15 protein-coding genes are annotated in these 20,690 nt (G+C 65.6%); 10 read left to right on the forward strand and 5 right to left on the reverse strand.

Annotated elements, in window-relative coordinates; translation table 11 throughout:
- Nucleotides 1-102 precede the first annotated feature (102 nt).
- A complete protein-coding gene (locus EDE08_RS29920) occupies nt 103-1,728 on the reverse strand; it encodes a glycosyltransferase family 39 protein (RefSeq protein WP_131872439.1) in 1,626 nt (541 codons plus the stop codon).
- A 114-nt stretch (nt 1,729-1,842) separates the two neighbouring features.
- Between EDE08_RS29920 and lepA the strand changes: the two genes are divergently transcribed.
- On the forward strand, nt 1,843-3,654 hold the full coding sequence (lepA, locus tag EDE08_RS29925; protein ID WP_061882520.1) for a translation elongation factor 4: 1,812 nt from the start codon (nt 1,843-1,845) through the stop codon (nt 3,652-3,654).
- Nucleotides 3,655-3,874: 220 nt separating this feature from the next.
- Here the strand turns inward: lepA and EDE08_RS29930 are convergent, their stop codons facing one another.
- Both EDE08_RS29930 and EDE08_RS29935 read right to left on the reverse strand, forming a co-directional pair.
- Nucleotides 3,875-4,285, reverse strand: coding sequence for an SRPBCC family protein (locus EDE08_RS29930; RefSeq protein ID WP_131872441.1), 411 nt, complete (start codon nt 4,283-4,285; stop codon nt 3,875-3,877).
- A 164-nt stretch (nt 4,286-4,449) separates the two neighbouring features.
- Nucleotides 4,450-5,742, reverse strand: coding sequence for a serine hydrolase domain-containing protein (locus EDE08_RS29935; protein ID WP_165936276.1), 1,293 nt, complete (start codon nt 5,740-5,742; stop codon nt 4,450-4,452).
- 415 nt (nt 5,743-6,157) lie between these two features.
- Here EDE08_RS29935 and EDE08_RS29940 point away from each other — a divergent pair, with 415 nt between their 5' ends.
- Together EDE08_RS29940 and EDE08_RS29945 are read left to right on the forward strand one after the other, a co-directional pair.
- Nucleotides 6,158-7,696: an FAD-dependent monooxygenase gene (locus EDE08_RS29940; RefSeq protein ID WP_131872443.1), complete on the forward strand. Its 1,539-nt coding sequence runs from the start codon at nt 6,158-6,160 to the stop codon at nt 7,694-7,696.
- 138 nt (nt 7,697-7,834) lie between these two features.
- Nucleotides 7,835-9,055 carry an MFS transporter gene (locus EDE08_RS29945; RefSeq protein WP_131872445.1) on the forward strand — a complete coding sequence of 407 codons (1,221 nt, stop codon included), beginning with the start codon at nt 7,835-7,837 and terminating at the stop codon, nt 9,053-9,055.
- 35 nt (nt 9,056-9,090) lie between these two features.
- Here EDE08_RS29945 and EDE08_RS29950 read toward each other — a convergent pair whose 3' ends face one another.
- Entirely contained in the window at nt 9,091-10,344 is a 1,254-nt protein-coding gene (locus tag EDE08_RS29950) for an OpgC domain-containing protein (RefSeq protein WP_245524924.1), read from the reverse strand.
- Nucleotides 10,345-10,540: 196 nt separating this feature from the next.
- Here EDE08_RS29950 and EDE08_RS29955 point away from each other — a divergent pair, with 196 nt between their 5' ends.
- Complete coding sequence (locus tag EDE08_RS29955; RefSeq protein ID WP_131872447.1) at nt 10,541-11,695, forward strand: acyl-CoA dehydrogenase family protein; 1,155 nt, start codon at nt 10,541-10,543, stop codon at nt 11,693-11,695.
- A 197-nt stretch (nt 11,696-11,892) separates the two neighbouring features.
- A complete protein-coding gene (locus EDE08_RS29960; protein ID WP_131872449.1) occupies nt 11,893-13,857 on the forward strand; it encodes a methyl-accepting chemotaxis protein in 1,965 nt (654 codons plus the stop codon).
- A 68-nt stretch (nt 13,858-13,925) separates the two neighbouring features.
- On the opposite strand, the gene EDE08_RS29965 is transcribed toward EDE08_RS29960, so the two are convergent.
- Entirely contained in the window at nt 13,926-16,091 is a 2,166-nt protein-coding gene (locus tag EDE08_RS29965; RefSeq protein WP_131872451.1) for an EAL domain-containing protein, read from the reverse strand.
- A 452-nt stretch (nt 16,092-16,543) separates the two neighbouring features.
- On the opposite strand from EDE08_RS29965, the gene mepA reads away from it, so the two are divergent.
- The 5 genes from mepA (at nt 16,544) to modC (ending at nt 20,642) form a co-directional block, all read left to right on the forward strand.
- On the forward strand, nt 16,544-17,488 hold the full coding sequence (mepA, locus tag EDE08_RS29970; RefSeq protein ID WP_131872453.1) for a penicillin-insensitive murein endopeptidase: 945 nt from the start codon (nt 16,544-16,546) through the stop codon (nt 17,486-17,488).
- A gap of 243 nt (nt 17,489-17,731) precedes the next feature.
- Entirely contained in the window at nt 17,732-18,232 is a 501-nt protein-coding gene (locus EDE08_RS29975) for a hypothetical protein (protein ID WP_165936275.1), read from the forward strand.
- Nucleotides 18,233-18,482: 250 nt separating this feature from the next.
- Entirely contained in the window at nt 18,483-19,268 is a 786-nt protein-coding gene (gene modA / locus EDE08_RS29980) for a molybdate ABC transporter substrate-binding protein (protein WP_131872457.1), read from the forward strand.
- A gap of 13 nt (nt 19,269-19,281) precedes the next feature.
- Complete coding sequence (modB, locus tag EDE08_RS29985) at nt 19,282-19,977, forward strand: molybdate ABC transporter permease subunit (protein ID WP_131872459.1); 696 nt, start codon at nt 19,282-19,284, stop codon at nt 19,975-19,977.
- Nucleotides 19,978-19,979: 2 nt separating this feature from the next.
- Nucleotides 19,980-20,642 carry a molybdenum ABC transporter ATP-binding protein gene (modC, locus tag EDE08_RS29990; RefSeq protein WP_131872461.1) on the forward strand — a complete coding sequence of 221 codons (663 nt, stop codon included), beginning with the start codon at nt 19,980-19,982 and terminating at the stop codon, nt 20,640-20,642.
- The last annotated feature ends 48 nt before the right edge of the window (nt 20,643-20,690 follow it).

A 20,690-nucleotide genomic window follows, 5' to 3' on the forward strand; every position in this document is an offset into this window, starting at 1 on the left:
TGTGCCGGCCTCCTCGTCCAGCACACAGGGTGAATCAGATTTTGACTCCCATGGGAATCCCTCCCGATCCAAGTCGGTCAGATTTTGCTCTAGGTTGAACCACTACTTTGCCGGCGCTGCGATATAGACGTTCCAGGTCATCGACGGGCCTGCCTTGCCGTGGGTGAAGCGGCGCGTCGTCATCACGATGCGCTCGGCGTTCGGCGCGGTCTCGGACACCCATTTCTCGAACTTGGGCAGGCGTTCGTCGGTCGCATCGACCACGCCGATGAAGCCGTATCTCTTGACGTCGTCGAGCGAGGTCAGCCCGGAAGCCCAGGCTTCGTTCGGCGTGAACGGGCTGGGGTGATCGGGGCTGTAGAACACCATCGGCTGAATCGTTTCCATCGTTCCCGCGACGACGGCCCAGCGCGAGGCGAAGCGCGCGTGCCAGGCCTGGGTCAGCTCGCGCGCCAGCTCCGAGCGCGCGCCATAGGTCGCGGTGTTGCCGCCATTGGCCGCCATCTCGCGCGCGGCGATCCAGGGCGAAGCGGCGAGCGTGGCAGCGCTGAGCACGAGCCAGATCGCGGCGATGTTGAACAGCACCGCGCTCTGCACCCGCAACGCAGGAATCGCGACCAGCGCGAGCGGAACCAGGAAGAACAGCGAGATGCCCCAATCGGTCTTCATGTAGATGCTGAAGACCAGCGCGCCGAGCGGCGGGCCGAAGGCGACGATGATCTGGATCATCCAGACGTTCAGCGCCTGCGAAAGATTGACGCCGGCATTGCCGCCGCGCGCCCAGGCGCGCGTGACGATGCGTGAGGGCGCGCGCAGCAGCAACTTGATCCACGGCGGCACCAGCGCCATGGCCAGCGCCGCGAGCGCGACCGGCAATGCCAGCAACCCGAAATTATGCAGCACATAGCCGGCGACGAGCCGATGCACCTGACCGCTGTCCTGGAGGCTGTAGGTGTCGCCGGCATAGGTCAGCGGCACGAAATGCGCATCCGCCAGCCAGACGATGTGCGGGATCATCGCCGCGACCATCGTCGCGATCGCCACCCACGGCGCGGGCGACGACAGGAATCGCAACCGGTCGGGATGGATCAGCGCGGCGAGGCCGATGGCGCCGATCATGGTCAGCACCCAATATTTGGTCATCAGCGCCAGTGCGCCGGCGAGGCCGAGCAGGAGTCCGGATTGCCAGGTCCGCTTCTCGAATGCGTTGAGATAAGCGAGCACCAGGAGCGGCAGCGTGACGAGCTGGAGCAGGTCCGGGTTGTACTTGAAGCCCTTGAAATTGAAGATCGGGTAGAGTGCGATCATCACCACGACGAGGAACGCGCGTCGCGCATCCACCACGCGCAAGCTCACGAACCAGCAGATCACCATGCCGACGCTCACCGTCGCCATCGCCAGCGCATAGGTCGCCCAGTCCGCCGCCGGGAACACCTTGAACCACAGGCCGGCCACCCAGCCCGACAGCGGCGGGTGCTTGCCATAACCCCAGAGGAATTTCTGGCCCCAGCCATAGGCTTCTGCGACGTCCATGTGAACGTCCTGCGTCGCCTTGATATTGATCAGGATGAAGGTCCAGAGCACGGCATGCAGGATGGCGAGCTGGATCACCAGCCACAGGCGCGCCTCGGGACGGACCGCGCAGGCAACCAGCCAGGCCCGGAAGCGGTTGGTACTCAAGCGGGTCTTCGCCCGCACTCCGGCGGATGGGATCGAGGTGGTGGACATGAGCCGTTGCGTAGCGCGTTTTGGCCTGCCGTGGAATCAGCTTGGCGTGAAGAAAGGCCCTGAAAATACAGCAATATGGTTGCCGCACGGGGATGTGAGTGGTATCCCGCGCCCATGACGACCGTCCCCATTTCCAACATCCGCAATTTCTCCATCGTCGCCCATATCGACCATGGCAAATCGACGCTGGCCGACCGCCTGATCCAGATGACGGGCGGCCTCTCCGACCGCGAGATGGCGGGCAAGGAGCAGGTGCTCGATTCCATGGACATCGAGCGCGAGCGCGGCATCACCATCAAGGCGCAGACGGTGCGCCTGCAGTACCGGGCCAAGGACGGCAAGGATTACATCTTCAACCTGATGGACACGCCCGGCCATGTCGACTTCGCCTACGAAGTCTCGCGGTCGCTGGCGGCGTGCGAAGGTTCCCTGCTGGTGGTCGACGCCAGCCAGGGCGTCGAGGCGCAAACGCTCGCCAACGTCTACCAGGCGCTCGACAACAATCACGAGATCGTCCCGGTCCTGAACAAGGTCGATTTGCCCGCCGCCGAGCCCGACAAGGTCAAGCAGCAGATCGAGGACGTCATCGGCATCGACGCCTCCGACGCGGTGATGATCTCGGCCAAGACCGGCCTCGGCGTCCCCGACGTGCTGGAGGCCATCGTCACCCGTCTGCCGCCGCCGAAGGGCGATCGCGACGCCACGCTGAAGGCGCTGCTGGTCGACAGCTGGTACGACGTCTATCTCGGCGTCGTCGTCCTGGTGCGCATCGTCGACGGCACCATGAAGAAGGGCCAGCGCGTGCGCATGATGGGCACGGGCGCGGCCTACGACGTCGAGCGCGTCGGCTTCTTCACGCCGAAGATGCAGCAGGTCGACGAACTCGGCCCCGGCGAGATCGGCTTCATCACCGCCGCGATCAAGGAAGTCGCCGACACCCGTGTCGGCGACACCATCACCGACGACAGGAAGCCTGTTACGGAAATGCTGCCGGGCTTCAAGCCGGCGATCCCCGTGGTGTTCTGCGGCCTGTTCCCGGTCGATGCCGACGACTTCGAAACGCTGCGCGCGGCGATGGGCAAGCTGCGTCTGAACGATGCCAGCTTCTCCTTCGAGATGGAAACCTCGGCCGCGCTCGGCTTCGGCTTCCGCTGCGGCTTCCTCGGCCTGCTGCATCTCGAGATCATCCAGGAGCGGCTGTCGCGCGAATTCGACCTGAACCTGATCGCGACCGCGCCGAGCGTCATCTACAAGATGAAGCTCACCGACGGCAGCGAGCTCGAGATCCACAATCCCGTCGACATGCCCGACGTGGTCAAGATCGCCGAGATCCAGGAGCCCTGGATCGAGGCCACGATCATGACGCCCGACGAATATCTCGGCAGTGTCTTGAAGCTGTGCCAGGACCGCCGCGGCGCGCAGAAGGAGCTCACCTACGTCGGCTCCCGCGCGATGGTGAAATACGACCTGCCGCTCAACGAGGTCGTGTTCGACTTCTACGACCGCCTGAAGTCGGTCTCGAAGGGCTACGCCTCGTTCGACTATCACCTCACCGACTACAAGCCGGCCGATCTCGTCAAGATGCAGATCCTGGTCAATGCCGAGCCGGTTGATGCGCTCTCGATGCTGGTCCATCGCACCCGCGCCGAGGGGCGCGGCCGCGCCATGGTCGAGAAGATGAAGGAACTGATTCCGCCGCACATGTTCCAGATCCCGATCCAGGCGGCGATCGGCGGCAAGGTGATCGCCCGCGAGACCGTGCGCGCGCTGCGCAAGGACGTCACCGCAAAATGCTACGGCGGCGACATCACGCGTAAACGAAAACTTCTGGAGAAGCAGAAGGAAGGCAAGAAGAAGATGCGGCAGTTCGGCAAGGTCGACATTCCGCAGGAGGCTTTCATTGCCGCGCTGAAGGTGGACAGCTGAGGCGGGGCTGGGGACTCGCCGGCCCGGTCGCCGGGGCCGGCAGACGGCCGATCTCCGGGCGGCAAACAAGAAGTGCGAAAACAACCCCATGCACAGTAGCCGCCCCCTTGGCGGCATTGTGCTTTTTTGATTTTACGAAATCGATTTGCTTCGTCGGGCAAAACAGGGGTATGGTGGCATGATCGCAGGGTGTGTCAGGTGTCCGTCGGCACCCGATTGATCACACCTTCTTCGCCTCGACATACCGTGCAAAATTGTCGAGGATCGCTTGCCAGCCGCCCTGCTGCTGCTCGACCGAGTGCGTGGTTTCGGCGTCGAAGACGACACGAACGAGAACGCCCTTCGCGCCCGGCAGGAACTCGACCTCCGCCTTCCGATCGCCGAACGCATATTCGATCCGCTCGTGCGCGACGATCCTGGTGTAGGTGCCGGCAAAGTCGAAACCCATGCTGCCGTCCTTGGCTTCCATCCGGGACGAGAAGGCGCCGCCTTCCCGCAGGTCGACCGTCGCCCTGGTCGTATGCCAGTCGTCGGAGGCGGCGTTCCACTTCACGATGTCGGCAGGCGTCGTATAGGCCTGCCAGACCTGATCGATCGGGGCGGCTACGCTGGTTTCGACGGTGATCCTCATGGCATTGCTCCAGTTCGATTCTTGCAGTCGAGATGCGGCATCACGTCCCTGTGTGCCGAGCCGTCCGCTGCACCTTTCGACATTTGTAGACCAAGGACGATCGAACCCCGTCGGCGCCGACATGGTCATCGCGAATATCTGCGGTTCAAGACACGATCAGGTCGTCACTGCCCGAGCTGTTGAAGCACGGCGGACCACAATGCGAGCGGCTCCCGGAGTGCGCCCGGCTCGGTCGGCTTTTTCCGAACGGCCGTGTGCACCATGACGAGCTTGGTGGCTGGATCGACCAGGATGAACTGACCGCGGATGCCGAGCAGGGCAAATCGTCGCTGCTCGCCCGGAAGGAGCCACACCTGATAGCCGTAGCCGAAATAAGGCGTGGCCACGCGCGGCGCGAGATGGCCATCAGCCGGCCTGACGGTCGTGGCATCCAGCAGCCACTGCCGCGGGATCAGCTGCCGACCCTCCCAGGCGCCGTCATGGGCGAGCAACCGGGCCAGGCGCGCGTAGTCGCGCAAGGTCGCGTTGAAGCAGCAGAACGCAATCTCTTGCCCGCTGCCGTCGATCGCCCACGATGCATCCGCTTCGGTGCCGATGGGCTCCCATATCCGGTCGTGGAGATAGTCGGCGACCGGCGTGCCCGTGGCGGCGCGCAGGACGAGGCCCAGTATCTCGGTCTCGACGCTGGCATAGTGCCATTTCGTCCCCGGCGGTGCGGTCCTGGTGTTGAACTGCGCGACGACCGCCGCGGGGTCTTTCGGCTCCCCGGTGAAGAGCGCTCGCGCGAGCCGGGCGATGTCGTCCTTCCCGTCATAGACTTCCGAGAATTCGACGCCCGACGACATGTTCAGCAAGGCGCGGATGGATGTGTTGCCATATTCCGTGCCTGCAAGGCCGGGCACGTAGATCGAGACGAGGTCGTCGATCGACTTGATCCGTCCCTCCGAGACCGCGATCCCGACCAGCATGGCCACCAGCGTCTTCGCCATGGACTGCGAGACAAAGCGGTGACGATCGGTCCGCGCATATTGATAGTGCTCGTAGAGGATGGTGTCGTCCCTGGCGATCAGGAGCCCCGTCGCCGGGTTGCGCTTGAGGTAGTCCGCGATACCCAGCTTTTCGGTACCAAAACTGTAGACGATCGACGGCTCCGGCGCGCGCTTGAATTGCCACAGCGCCGTTGCGCGACGAACCGTGCGCGAGGGGTTGATGTCGTCGAAATGGCTGTAGCTCCCGACGAGCCTGTCGAGCTGAGGGGGCGCGCCCCGCTTGCCAACCGGATAGCCTTCAGCCGCGCCGTAGAGTTCGGCATCGGGGCCGCTATCCGAAAAGACCGGCCCCGGCTCGCCGCGGAGGTCCTGTGCGCAGGCCAGAGGCGCCCAGAGCGCGGAGACGAAAATGACGGGCAAGAACAACTGGCGGCACACGCGTAGCCTGCACAAGGCTCTCGATTTCATGGCGCTTGCCTCCTCGCACGCTCGTGTCTGCGTGCGCTTGCGAGAACGACACCGAGCGGCATGCTACCACTCCAGGCCGACGGCGTCAGCAAGCGCTGACCCATGCTTGCAATTTGAGGTAGATCACGCCCGAGCGATTTCGGCTCGCCCTATCGATCCGACGAGCGGCGACCGACAGCCCGTTGACGAGGCCGCGCTCCCAACGCTAAATGACCACGTCGGAAAAGGCAGACTTGGTCTGGTGAGCCCAAGTCCTTTCGGTAACGAAAGCTCTGGTCTTTGGCCTCGTGCCCGGGATCCCCACGACGAACAACGGTCGCCGTTCAGGCGGCTCATGGTTCGTCCGTGAGGTCCTAAAGGTTCGGGAAACGCTCCGGTCGAACATCGACAGTCGAAGATCGACAACGGAGCATTTATGCAAAGTCCCGACACTGCTCTTTATGACGTCATCATCGCCGGCGCCGGTCCCGTCGGCTTGTTCCTGGCCTGCGAGCTGCGGCTTGCGGGCTCTTCGGTGCTGGTGCTGGAAAAAGCGCCGGAGCCGCATTCGCCGCTGAAGGGCTTGCCGTTCGGGCTGCGCGGACTTTCGGTGCCGACCATCGAGAGCCTGGATCGCCGCGACCTGCTGAACGAGCTCTCGCGCCGGGCGGTCGGCCGCGACACGCCGGCTGCCGCGCACTGGATGCAGCAGCAGCGCCGCCCAGGCGGTCATTTCGCCGGAATCCAGTTCTTCCACGATCAGATCGACAGCACGCGATGGCCCTATCGCCTGCCCGGTCCCATCGGCAGCATCGCGGCCGATATGGCAAGCATCGAGGCTGTCCTCGCGATCCGCGCGGAGACGCTGGGCGTCGAGATCCGGCGCGGGTGTGGCGTCCAGTCTCTCACGCAATCAGACGACAGCGTCACCGTTGAAACAGCTGACGGAATGGCCCGGGGCCGCTGGCTGGTCGGCTGCGACGGCGGACGCAGCACCGTGCGAAAGGCGGCGGGCATCGGTTTTGTCGGCACCGATCCTGAGTTCACCGGCTATTCCGTGCAGGCCGAACTCGCCGATCCGGCCGCGCTCGAGCCCGGTCGCCATTACACGGCGTCGGGCATGTACACCTATGCGGCGCCCGGCACGATCGCGATGGTCGATTTCGATGGCGGCATGGCTCATCGCACCGAGCCGAAACGCGACCAGATCGAGGTCGTGCTGCGCAAGGTCTCGGGCCTGGATGTGACCTTGACGAGCCTTCTGCTCGCCACCACCTGGACCGACCGCGCCTGTCAGGCGACCGGCTATCGCAAGGGCCGTGTGTTGCTGGCGGGTGATGCCGCGCATATCCATTCGCCGCTGGGAGGCCAGGGACTCAACCTCGGCCTCGGGGATGCGATGAACCTCGGCTGGAAGCTCGCGGCGACCATTCGCGGCGACGCGCCGGCCGGCTTGCTCGACACTTATTCTGCCGAGCGGCATCCTGTGGGAGCACAGATCCTCGACTGGTCGCGCGCCCAAGTCGCGCTCATGCGTCCCAGCAGGAGCTCGCGCGCGCTCGAGGCGATCATCCGCGATCTCATCGACACGCGCGACGGCGCGACCTATTTCGCCGGACGCGTGTGGGGCATCTCTCTCCGCTACGATCTCGGCGATACACATCCGCTTGTCGGCCGCGGCGTGCCGGAGTTCACGTTCGCCGATGGCACACGTCCCGCCGAGCTGCTCCGGACTGGACAAGGCCTGTTGCTGGACTTCGACGTCCGGCCATCGCTCGAGGCGCTTGCACGCCGCTGGACCGGCCGGATCAACTATGTCGCAGGCGACGTCGGGAATCGATTCGGCGTGACCGCCTTGCTCGTGCGGCCGGACGGCATCGTGGCGTGGGTCAGCGAGCAGGCGCCTCACCTCGATGACGCAGCTCGAGCCGCGATGCGATGGTTCGGTGCACCTGAAGCGAGCGATTGTCGTTGACCCATCCGTTGCGAGGATGAGTCTGGCGGACCTTCGCCTGGACGAGCGAACAACGCATGGCACCTTGCCCTCCGCCACCCAATGGGTCACCATCCCTCCAGCGCACCGTCAACAAAACCAAGATCGCCGAGGAAACGCATGAGCAAGGCATCACGCTTCGACTATGGCTGGGTCGTCGTCGCCGCGGGTGCGCTGATGACCTGCGTCGGGTTCGGCACGATGCTGTCGCTCGCGGTGTTCCTGCAGCCGATCTCGGAAGCGATGGGCTGGTCGCGCGCCGGGGTATCGGCGGCGGCGACGCTGGATTTCCTCTGTATGGGCGTGGCCGCTTTCCTCTGGGGCGCGCTGTCGGACCGGTTCGGCACCCGCATCGTGGTGCTCGCGGGAAGCCTGCTGCTGGGGCTCGGCCTCGTCACCGCGAGCCAGGCCACACATCTGTGGCAATTCCAGCTGAGCTTCGGCGTCCTGATCGGCATTGCCGCCGGCAGTTTCTATGCACCGATGATGGCGCTCGCGAGCGCCTGGATCGAGAAGAACCGCAGCCTTGCGGTAGCTCTCGTCTCCGCCGGCATGGGCGTGTCGCCGGTGACGATCGCGCCGGCCGCGAGCTGGCTGATCACGACGTATGACTGGCGCACCGCGATGCTGGTGATCGGCTGTGCTGCCTGGGCGCTGCTGATCCCCGCCTGCTTCCTGGTGCGTCCGGCGCCGGCAGCGCCAGGCAACACGAATGCGGACGCCGCTCCTGACGTCGAGCTGAGCGCGGCGCAGGCGCTGCGCACGCCGCAGTTCATCGCGCTCGCAGCGGCGCATTTCGCCTGCTGCGCCGCGCATTCCGGCCCGATCTTCCACATGGTGTCCTACGCGATGGTCTGCGGCATCGCTCCCCTCACGGCGGTGACCGTCTACAGCGTGGCCGGCGTCTCCGGGCTCGGCGGGCGCCTGCTGCTGGGCGCGGCCGCCGATCGCATCGGTGCCAAGCCCGTGCTGGTCGGCGGCCTGTTGGTGCAGGCGCTGTGCATCGCGGCCTATCTCGCGGTGGGGCAGCTCGGCGAATTCTACGCGCTCTCGGTGGTGTTCGGTCTCGCCTATGGCGGGGTGATGCCGCTCTATGCGGTGCTGGTCCGCGAATTCTTCGGCGCGCGCATCATGGGCACGGTGTTCGGCGCGGTATCGGCCTTCGCCAGCCTCGGCATGGCGCTCGGTCCCTGGGCCGGCGGGCTCGTGTTCGACAATTTCCAGCGCTACACGTGGCTGCACGCCGGCTCGTTCGCGATCGGGCTCGCCGCCGTCGCGGTGGCGCTGAGCTTCCCGACCAGGCGCCGGCCATCGCTCGATCTCGGCCGCATCGCGGCCTGACGGCGGAACAATGCGCCTGCACATTCGTGTTCGAGTTACAACGGCCTGAGATTGGGAAACATGCCGCGATCGATGGCGGCGAGCACCATCGCCATGGCGCTCATCAGGCCCAGGCCCAGGAGAGTGATCAGCGTCTGCCATGCCAGGCTGTTCCAGCCCAGGCTGAGCAGTGCATGAGCTGCAAAAGACAGCAGAACACTAGCGCAATAGATCGCGAGCGAATACTCGCCGCATCGTATCAGCGGCAGCAGCGCCCTGGCTTTCAGGATGCTGGCATTGCTCGGAAGAAGGCGCCAGCAGAGCAGCGCGAGCGCGGCAAAATGCAACAATCGCAGGATATCGAGATTGGTCTTGTCTACCGGATAGATCAGGCGCGACAGCCATCCCGGCACATAGGCCTCGATCGCGTGGATCTGCCAGCCCAGGGTGATCACGAACGAGAAAAGCAGGTAGGCCACCGCCAGAACGGCAAGAGCCCCGGAGTTGAGAATGGCCAGCTGCCAATCGCCGCGATTTGCACCCCACCAGATCCCGATCACGAACAGCAGCTGCCAGTTCAGCGGATTGAAATAGAGTTGCCCCCTCGGATAGGCCGGGATGTACCAGTCGAACAGATGGGCGAGAACATAGAGAGCAACGGATCCGGTCAGGGCCAGCGGCCAGGCGCGTATCGTCAGCGGCACGATGAGGATGAGCGCGAAGTGGAGTATGACCATCAGGAGCAGAGGGTCGAGATTGACCGGGGAATAGCGCAGCAGTGCCACCTGAACCAGTGTCTCTGCGGGCTCCTGTAGCAGGATGGCCAGGTTGGCGTGATCGAACATTTCGGGCTGCCATGCCGCGATGTACGCCACCTCCGCCAGCAACAGGACGACAGTCATGATCTGCGCGACGTAGATTTCGAACGAACGCCGCAACATGCGCCAGCTCGCGGCCGCAAAGCCGGACTGACGCATCAGGTCGCCGTATACGATGCCGGACGCAAGGCCCGACAGGAATACGAGAATCTCCGCCGCATCGCTGAAGCCGAAATTCTTGGGCGTGAACCGGTTCAGATAGCTTTCCGGGATGTGATTGATATAGATCCACCATAGGGAAAGGCCCCGAAAGAGATCGATCCGAAGATCGCGCTCCTTCAGGGGGGCCGGTATGCCCGACATCCATTTCACTTCCGCGTACTGCATTTCGTCATCGGAGCGTCTCGCCGCGTCGGCGCTTGCTGGCCCGATCGGCCCGGGTGACCGTGGTCGCCGCCGTATTGTCAATTCAAGCAGCCGATGAAGGTACATTGCGGCGCTGCGATGGTCCAGAACGCCATCGCCGCGGCGCCATCGTCGTCGGGGGACCCACCAGGAATAGCGGCGAAGCCCTCATTCCCGAACGATGGTCTCGGCGGTCAACCGACCGCATCGCCTTGATCCCGTCAGCCAGATGGATCAACATCTGGCTTCTACCGCTCACGGCAGAAGGAGCGAAGAAGCGCGAATGTCCGAGCTTTCCGGATTTGGCCTGGTCGAGCGGGCGCGCGCGATCGCCCCTTTGGTGGCTCGCGAAGCCGACGCGATCGAGCGGAGCCGTCGGCTGACGCCTGCGGTCGTCAATGCCCTGATCGAGAACGGGCTCTACCGCGCGCTGCTGCCGCACAGCCTCGGCGGCGCCGAGGCCCCCATCGAAGCCTTCATGCAGATGCTGGAGGAGATCGCCAAGGCGGATGCCTCGACGGCCTGGTGTCTCGGCCAGTGCGGTGTCTGCGCGATGATCGCGGCCTGGCTCGATCACGACACCGCGCAGGAAATCTTCAACACGCCGCCCGGCATCCTCGCCTGGGGCGCGATCGCGCATGAGGCGCGCATCGTCGAGGGCGGCTATCGCGTCAGCGCGCGCTGGGACTTCGCCTCGGGCTCGCGGCAGGCGAGCTGGCTCGGCGCGCATGTCCGCATCGTCGGGGCTGACGGCGTGCCGCGCAAGAATGCCGACGGGTCGCCGGAGGTGCGCACCATCCTGTTTCCGGTTGCGCGCGCGACCCTGCACGACGTCTGGCAGGCGATCGGGCTCGCCGGCACCGGCACGGACTCCTACGAGGTCAACGAGCTCTTCATCCCCGAGCGCTTCACGACGTTTCGCGACGTGCCGTCGGCGCTGCGTGAGCCGGGCCCGCTCTACAAGATCGGCACCGGCGCGACCTTCAGCCTCGGCTTTGCCGCGGTGTCGCTGGGCGTCGCGCGCGCCACGCTGGATGCCGCCATCACGCTGGCACGGGAGAAGCACCAATCGCTGGCGGCCGGCGCCATGCGCGACAACGGGACGGTCCAGGGGCTGATCGGCCGCACCGAGGGTGATTTGCGTGCCGCGCGCGCCTATCTCTATGCGGCTGCGAACGCGATGTGGCGCGACCTCGCTGCGACCGGCGAATTCAGCGCGGCGCATCGCAGCGCGGTCCGCCTCGCCGCGACCTGGACCATCCATCAATCCGCACGTGTGGTCGACACGGCCTATCACATGGCCGGCGCGACCGCGGTGTTCCGCAGCAATCCGTTCGAGCGCCGGTTCCGCGACATGCACGCCATCGCGCAGCAGATCCAGGCGCGCGACACGCACTATGAGGATGTGGGGAAGACGATCCTCGCCGGAAGCCGGTAGGCGTCGGCAGGAATGACTGCGTCGCGTTGTCTCTGTTCGCAACGAAAAACCAGCTTTCCATGCGCCCACTGCATCGAGTCATGCAAAAGGATGACAGCCGACTCCGTTTAAACACGGAGGCCACCCGCCCTTGTTGTTAAGCAATTTCTGCGACTATTCCACAAAAGATGGAATTTGGAATTGCCCGGGAATTCTTCATGTTCAAGATCAAGTCGATTGCCGCCCGCCTGATCCTCGCCATCGCACTCACCGTGGCGGTGGCCTGCGCCATTCTCTCCGGCTTCTCGATCACCCAGCAGCGGGCGCTGACGCGGATGGCGCTCGATCAGCAGCTCAAGCTGCAATATGAGAGCGTGATCGCGGCGATCGAGTATGAAGGCCGTTCGGCACTGGCGGTCTCCGCCGTGATCGCGGCGCTGCCGCCGGTCGGCGATGCCATAGCCAAGGGCGACCGCGACGGCCTGGCCGCCCTGCTTGGCGAGGCCAACAAATCGCTGAAGGCGCAGGGTATCCCGCTCATCACCTTCCAGGTTCCACCCGCGGTCGCGTTCTATCGCGTGCATGCTCCCAAGGTGTTCGGCGATGACGTCTCCACGCGCCGCGAGACCGTGGTCGAGGCGATCAGGGGCGGCCGGCAGATCGTCGGCGTCGAGCCGGGCCGCGAGGCGCTTGGCATCTTCGGCATGACACCGATCATGCGCGACGGCAAAAGTCTTGCCAACGTTGATATTGGCGCCGCCTTCGGCAAGGAATTCGTGGACCGCGCCAAGAAGCGCTTTGGCATCGACCTCGCGGTCTACTCGCTCGACGGCAAGAACCTGAACAAGCTGTCTTCAACGTTCGGCAGCACGGTCGTCACTCCGCCGGATCAATTGAAGAGCGCAATCGACGGTTCGGCGATACGGCATGAGGCTGAGCTCGACGGTCATCCGGTCGAGGTCTATGCCGGGCCGATCAAGAACTATGCGGGAGCGCCGGTCGGCGTGATCGAGATCATCAAGGACACGACCGAGTATGAGGCCGCGTTCGCCACAGCCGAGCGCAACCTGATCCTCGGCACGGTTGCGATCCTTGCCGTCGCGATCGTGCTGGCGCTGCTGCTCGGGCGCGGCCTGTCGCGGCCGCTCACCGCGATCACTGCGGTCATGAACCGGCTGTCGAGCGGCGATACCAGCGTCACCATCCCCGGAAGTGAACGCCGGGACGAGCTCGGCACCATGGCCAAGGCGGTGGACGTGTTCCGCCGCAACATGCTCGAAGCGGGCGCCCTGCGCGAGGCGCAGGAGGCGGACAAGGCTAACGCCGAGGTGGAGAAGCAAGCACTGCAGCGCCAGATGGCCGACCGCTTCGAGGCCGACGTCAAGGGCGTAGTGGCCGCCGTGGCAAAGGCGACCGAGGGCATGCAGAGCGTCGCCGGCGAGATCACCATCAGCGTCAACGGCACCTCGCAGCGCGCTTCCGCCGCAGCGACGGCGTCCGAGGAAGCCTCGGCCAGCGTCAACGCCGTCGCGGCGGCGACCGAGGAGCTGGCGTCATCTGTCAACGAGATCGGCCGTCAGGTCACCCATTCCAGCGAGGTTGCGAGCGGCGCCGTGGTCAAGGCCGCGGAAACGACCGAGATGGTCACGAGCCTTGCCACCGCCGCCGAGCGTATTGGCGACGTGCTACGGCTGATCAGCGAGATCGCCAGCCAAACCAACCTGCTCGCGCTCAACGCCACGATCGAGGCAGCCCGCGCGGGCGAAGCTGGCCGCGGCTTTGCCGTGGTCGCCGCCGAAGTGAAGGAGCTGGCGAGCCAGACCGCGAAGGCGACCGACGAGATCGCGAGCCAGGTCACCGCAATCCAGGCCGCCACCGGCAATTGCGTCGTCGCGATCTCCGGGATCACCGACACCATCCGCGAGATCAGCGGCATTGCCAACACGATTGCCGCCGCGGTCGAGGAGCAGGGTTCGGCAACGCGGGAGATCGCCCGCAGCGTGCAGCAGGCCTCGGCCGGCACCACGGACGTCTCGGCCAATGTCACCGGCGCCAGCCAGTCCGCCGACCAGTCGCGGACACTGGCCGGCAACGTCATGGTCGCCACGGACGAGCTCGGGCAACATGCCTCGGCGCTGATGCGAAGCGTGGATACGTTTTTGGCCGGACTGCGGGCGGCTTAAGATCTTGAGCTCTCCCCGTAAGAACGGGGCGAGGGAACGCAGCACCTTTGCGGGCGCATGCTGCTGCCTCACGCCACCAACGCCGCGTCCTCGTCGCCATCGATGCCGCGCTGCGCCTGCAAGAGGCCGATGATCTCCGCATTGGGCCGGGCCTTGCTGAACAGAAAGCCCTGGCCCTCGTGGCAGCCTTCGGCGCGAAGACAGCTCAGCTCGGCCTCGGTCTCGACGCCTTCGGCGGTGATGGTGACGCCGAGAGCCTTGCCGAGGCTGACGATGGAGCGGATGATCGCCTGCGCCTCGCGGTTGGCCCCGAGATCGCGCACGAAGGACTGGTCGATCTTGATCTTGTCGAACGGGAAGCTGCGCAAATAGCTGAGGCTGGAATAGCCGGTGCCGAAATCGTCCATCGAGATGCGCACTCCGAGCGCGCGCAGCGCGTGCAGCGTCGCCAGCACCTGTGCGCTCTTCTCCAGGAGCAGCGTCTCGGTGATCTCGAGCTCGAGCCGGCGCGGCGGCAGGCCGGAATGTTTCAGTGCGTCCGTCACCACCGAGAGCAGATTGCCGCTGCGGAACTGGAGCGGCGACAGGTTGACGGCGACGCGAACGTCGTCGGGCCAGGCCGCGGCGTCCAGGCAGGCGCGGCGCAGCATCTGCCCGCCGAGCGGATTGATCAGGCCGGTGTCCTCGGCGACCGGAATGAATTCGGCCGGCGAGACCATGCCCCGCTCGGCATGCGGCCAGCGCACCAGCGCCTCGAAGCCGGTGATGCGGCCGCTCTGGAGATCGATCAGCGGCTGGTAATAGGGACGGAGCACGTCGTTCTGGATCGCGTCGCGCAGCTCGACTTCGGTCTTGCGGCGGCCCTGCGCCTTCGCATCCAGCGCGGCCTCGAAGAAGGCGAAGGTGCCGCGCGCGTCCAGCTTGGCGCGCGACAGCGCCATGTCGGCGCTCTTGAGCAGCTTCTCGGAATCGTCGCCGTCGCCGGGCGACATGGCGATGCCGATCGAGGCGCCGATCACCACGGAATGGCCGTCGAGCAGATAGGGATCGGCGATGGCTTCCAGCAGGCGCTTGGCCAGCATCACCGCGTCCTCGGGACGGGTCAGTCCGCCTTGCACGATCGCGAACTCGTCGGAATTGAGCCGCGCCAGCGCGTCCTCTTCGCGCAGAGTCGAGCGCAGCCGCTTGGCGACACCGCGCAGGAGCTTGTCGCCGACCGCATGCCCCAGCGTGTCGTTGACCGCCTTGAAATTGTCGAGCCCCAGCATCAGGAGCGCGACCTTCTCGGCGCTGCGCCGCGTGTGCAGCAGCATTTCATCCATCTGCTGCCGCAGCAGGCTGCGATTGGGCAGGCCGGTCAACCCGTCATGCTGGGCCATGAAGGCGAGCCGCGCCTCGGCGCGCTTGCGCTCGGTGATGTCCATCAGCGCAAGCAGCACCGCGGGCCGCTCGGCATAGGTCAGTTCGCGGGAGTAGATCGCAAGGTCGATCAGCGTCCCATCGGCCTTGACATGCTTCCAGGTGCGGCCGGCCTGTTCCTCGCTGGAGTGGTCGGCGGTCCAGGGCGGCTCGCTGTCGAAGGCCTGCAGCGAGCGGATCTTCAGCCGCTCGAACTCGGCCCGGCTGTAGCCGTAATGCGCGACCGCGGCGTCGTTGACGGCGATGATGCGCTCGTCATCCAGCGCGCAGACGATCATGGGCACGGGATTGCCGTCGAACAGCAGGCGGAAAGAGGCCTCGCGCTGCTTCAATTCGGTGATGTCGACGCGCAGGCCGACGACGCCGCCGTCCTCGGTCAGGCGCTCGTCGATCAGGATGACGCGACCGTCCGACAGCTTCTGCTCGTGGCGCGCACCGGGCTGATAGAGCTTTTGCAGACGTTCGGCGATCCACTCGTCCTCATGACCGATGGCCTCGGGATAGTCGCCGCGGGCGACGCCGATGCGCAGCGTGTCTTCGAGGCGTGCGCCTTCCTCGAACAGATCGGCGGTCTTGCTGTAGATCTCGGCGTATTTCTTGTTCCAGAGGACGTAACGGCCTTCGGCATCGAGGAACACGATGCCCTGCGGCAGGATGTCGATGGCCTGGCGCAGGCGTTCATGGGATTTGCGCGCTTCCGCAATCGCGGCTTCCGCCTCGGCGCGACTGCGCAGGACTTCGTCGCGCTCGACAAGGTCTCGCGGCGCACACGCGAAACGCGGCTTACGCGCCTTCCTGCCGGTGCGGGCAAGCACGTCTTGCTTTCGCTTTTTCGTCTTTCGAGACCCCAAACTCAACTTCACTCGTCCCAGTCGCGCGCCCGGCGGCCGCAAGTCTTGAGGCAAGTGTCTGAAAAAAAAGTAATCTTGCCCGACCGCGGTCCGCGCGAAGCACACCCTGCTGCCTGTTTGCGCGGCGCGGCCGCGGCGGCAAGCGCCTTCGAACTCGGTCCGGCACCGCAATCAATGGACGATCCGGCGCAAAATTGCGCGCGCGCTTGAATCCGTTCCGAAATCGTGCGCGATTGCATGCGGTCCCCAGATATTCCTCCCTCCGCGCACGAATTTTGGTCAATGCGGGATACGGTTATTGCGGCGTTAAAAAGCGGCCATTTGAGACGCGATTTGGGCCCGTGCGCCGTGATGTGCGGTCCGCTCAATGCCTCGTTGTTAACCCCGATGCCGCATTGGGCTATAAGGACGTCAGCATGAGTCGCCGCAGCATCACACTCCTCCTGCTCTCGCTTGCTCTGCCGGCTGCCGGCGGTGCGCTGGGCCAGGACAAGGGCAGCATCAACCCGAAGCCGCTGCCGCCGCTCGCCAATCCGAACGACCCCGATCTCCCCGCCAAGGAGCTGTTCGCGCGAAAGCTGCTGCCGTCGAAGGGGCCGGCCCATGTCATCGGCTCCTACGCCAGGGGCTGCATCGGCGGCGCGGTGCAGATTCCGGTCAACGGCGACCATTGGCAGGTGATGCGGCTGTCGCGCAATCGCAGCTACGGCCACCCCGACATGATCGCGCTGATCAAGCGGCTCGCAGCGAAGGCGCACGAGGATGCAGGCTGGCCCGGCATCCTGGTCGGCGACATCGCCCAGCCGCGCGGCGGTCCGGCGCTGTCAGGCCATGCCAGCCACCAGATCGGCCTCGACGCCGACATCTGGCTGACGCCGATGCCGAACCGCCGGCTCTCGCGCGAGGAGCGCGAGGACATGTCGGCGGTGATGATGGTGCGGCCGGACCGGCTCGACATCGACCCCAAGGTGTTCACGCCGGGCCACGTGCTGGTGCTGCGCGATGCGGCGCGGGAGCCCGCCGTGCAACGTATCTTCGTCAACGCCGCGATCAAGAAGGCACTGTGCCGCGAGGCCAAGGGCGATCGCACCTGGCTGTCGAAGATCCGGCCGTGGTGGGGCCACGACTACCACTTCCACATCCGCATGCGCTGCCCGCCGGGGGCCGGCGAATGCGAGGGCCAGCCGTCACAGGCCGACGGCGAAGGCTGCAAACCCGCCGACCTCGCCTACTGGTTCTCCGACGCGGTGCTGCATCCCAAGCCGCCGCCGGAGCCGCCAAAACCGAAGCCGCCGATGACGCTGGCGCAGATGCCCGCGGCCTGCAGGGCGGTGCTGCACGCAGGCGACGCGAAACCGTAGCGTAAGCTGCCGCCTCACCTACCGCTGTCGTCCCGGGGCGCGAAGCGAACCCGGGACGACAGCGGTGATTGCGGCGCGCTTGTCTGGGACGGCGAACGAGTTGATTGGTTCGCAACGCCTAAATGCGCTACGATCGCTTTCCCGCCGAGCCGTAAGCCCGCGGCATCCCGGGATGTGATCCCATCTGCCAACAAGCCTGACCGCAAGCCTCGCGCTATCGCGTGGCCAACGATGGGATTTCACATGCGCGCCGTCACCTTCCTCGCTGCGCTCACGATCAGCGCGACTTCCGCCTTCGCCGAGGAGCCCAGCGGCTGCGACAAATTCAAATGGCCGATCGAGCGCGAGCGCGCCGCGCTGACCGCACCCGATCGCGCCAAGCTCGCCTCGGGAAGCGAGCAGACCGCCCTGCCCGCATCGGCCATCACGCTGGGGCTGGTCGCCCCGAGCGAAGCGAAATTGCCCTCGCCGCCGGAGCGGGCGCCGAAGGACGGCACTTTTGCCGGCTTCACCAGCATCAAGACGCCAAAGGCCGGGCTCTACACGATCAGCCTGTCGGCCGGCGCCTGGGTCGACGTGGTCCAGGACGGGCATGTCCTCAAGCCCATGGACTTCAGCGGCGCGACCGATTGCGATGGCATCCGCAAGACCATGAAATACGAGCTGTCGGCACAACCTTTCGTCCTGCAGGTCAGCGGTGCCAAGGAAAATTCGGTCTCCATTGCGATCCTGCCGGCGCAATAGACGGGTACGTTGTTGTTTGCGCATGACCTTTCCGGAAAACCGCTGCGCGTCTTCCGGGTCATGCGGTCAGACCAACGGTCGCCTTTGACCGGAGGCGCAAGCCTGCTATCTTCGCAATTGCGATATCCCTGCCGGTCGTAAGCCGCTGCCGGGCCCCGTGGAGCAGCGCTTCCACCCATCGCATCAACCCACCCAACGCCAGACTTGCGCGTGCATCTTGCCGCGCGCGGACTTGCACGGAGCGCTCCCAATGTTACGCATTTCAGGACTTTTCACCGCCTTCATGATCCTCGCGGGCGCGGCCCTCTCGCCCGCCGCTGCCGAGGACAAGACCATCACCGTATTCGCCGCCGCCTCGATGAAGAACGCGCTGGACGAGATCGACGCCGCCTACACCGCCAAGACCGGCGTCAAGTTCAGCGTCAGCTATGCGGCGAGCTCGGTGCTGGCCAAGCAGATCGAGCAGGGCGCGCCGGCCGACGTGTTCGTCTCGGCCGACACCGACTGGATGGACTACGCGATCGCCAAGAAGACCATCAATGAACCTTCCAGAGTCAACCTGCTCGGCAACAGCATCGTGCTGATCGCGCCGAAGGATGCCAGGATCGACAACGTCGACATCGCGCAAGGCTTCGACCTCGCCAGGCTCGCCGGCGACGGCAGGATCGCGACCGGCGACGTCAAGTCCGTGCCAGTCGGCAAATATGCCAAGGCCGCGCTGGAGAAGCTCGGCGCCTGGCAGGCCGCGGAGCCGAAATTCGCCATGGCCGAGAGCGTCCGCGCCGCGCTGACGCTGGTCGCCCGCGGCGAAGCCAGTCTCGGCATCGTCTACTCGACCGATGCAAAGGTCGAGCCCGGCGTGAAAACCATCGGCACCTTCCCGGCAGCTTCGCATCCCGCGATCGTCTATCCCGTCGCCGCGACCACGACCGCCAAGGGCGAGACCGGCGGCTATCTGGCCTTCCTGCGCTCCTCGGCGGCCAAGTCCATTTTTGAAAAGTACGGCTTCAGGTTCCTGGTCAGTCCCACGACTTGATGCCTGCGGCTTGATGTCCGACATCTCTCCCGCCGAATGGACGGCGATCCTGCTCTCGCTCAGGGTCGCCATCATCGCAACGCTGGTGGCGACGCCATTCGGCATCGCGCTGGCGTGGCTGCTCGCGCGGCGTGATTTCTGGGGCAAGTCGCTGCTCGACGCCATTGTGCATCTGCCCCTGGTGCTGCCGCCTGTCGTCACCGGCTATCTGCTCCTGCTGACGTTCGGCCGCCGCGGCCTCGTCGGCGGCTTCCTCGCCGACCATCTCGGCATCGTCTTTGCGTTCCGCTGGACCGGCGCGGCGCTGGCCTGCGGCGTGATGTCGTTCCCGCTCCTGGTGCGGCCGATGCGGCTGTCGATCGAGGCGATCGACCGCCGGCTCGAGCAGGCGGCCGAGACGCTCGGCGCTGCGCCGTGGAAAGTGTTCTTCACGGTGACGCTGCCGCTGGCGCTGCCCGGCGTGCTCGCCGGCATGGTGCTGGGCTTCGCCAAGGCGATCGGCGAGTTCGGCGCGACGATCACCTTCGTCTCCAACATTCCCGGCGAGACCCAGACGATATCCTCGGCGATCTATTCGCTGATCCAGACCCCGGACGGCGATGCCGCGGCGGGACGGCTGGTGATCGTCTCGATCGTGCTGGCGCTGGGCGCGTTGATCGCCGCCGAATGGTTCGCCCGCCGCGCCACCGCGCGGCTGCACGGAAACTGACCATGCTGCGCGTCGACATCGAAAAGCAGCTCGGCGAATTCTCGCTGCATGCATCCTTCGCCAGCGAAGGCCGTGCCATCGGCCTGTTCGGCGCCTCGGGCGCCGGCAAGACGTCACTGGTCAACATGATCGCAGGGCTGTTGCGGCCGGACCGCGGCACCATCGTGATCGATGGCGAAACCGTCGACGACACCGCGGCCGGCATCCATGTCCCGACCTGGCGCCGCCGCATCGGCTATGTGTTCCAGGACGCGCGGCTGTTTCCGCATCTCAACGTCGCGCAGAATCTCGACTATGGACGGCGGATGAACCGCCTGCCGCCCGATGCCTCACAGCACAAGCGCATCGTCGACCTGCTCGACATCGGTGCGCTGCTCGATCGCCGTCCCGGAAAGCTCTCCGGCGGCGAGCGCCAGCGCGTCGCGCTCGGACGCGCGCTGCTGTCCAGGCCGCGGCTCTTGCTGCTCGACGAGCCGCTCGGCGCGCTCGACGAGGGCCGCAAGCTCGAGATCCTGCCCTACCTGGTGCGGCTGCGGGATGAAGCCAACGTGCCGATGGTCTATGTCAGCCACGACGCCGCCGAGCTGCGCCAGCTCGCGACGCAGATCGTTTTGCTGAAGCAGGGCCGCGTGACGTCGTTCGGCGGGGTCAAGGTGCTGACATGAGGCGGCGGTAGCCCGGATTTCGCTGCTGCGCTCCATCCGGGCCACAGT

Source organism: Bradyrhizobium sp. R2.2-H (assembly GCF_004346455.1).
Classification (GTDB): domain Bacteria; phylum Pseudomonadota; class Alphaproteobacteria; order Rhizobiales; family Xanthobacteraceae; genus Bradyrhizobium; species Bradyrhizobium diversitatis.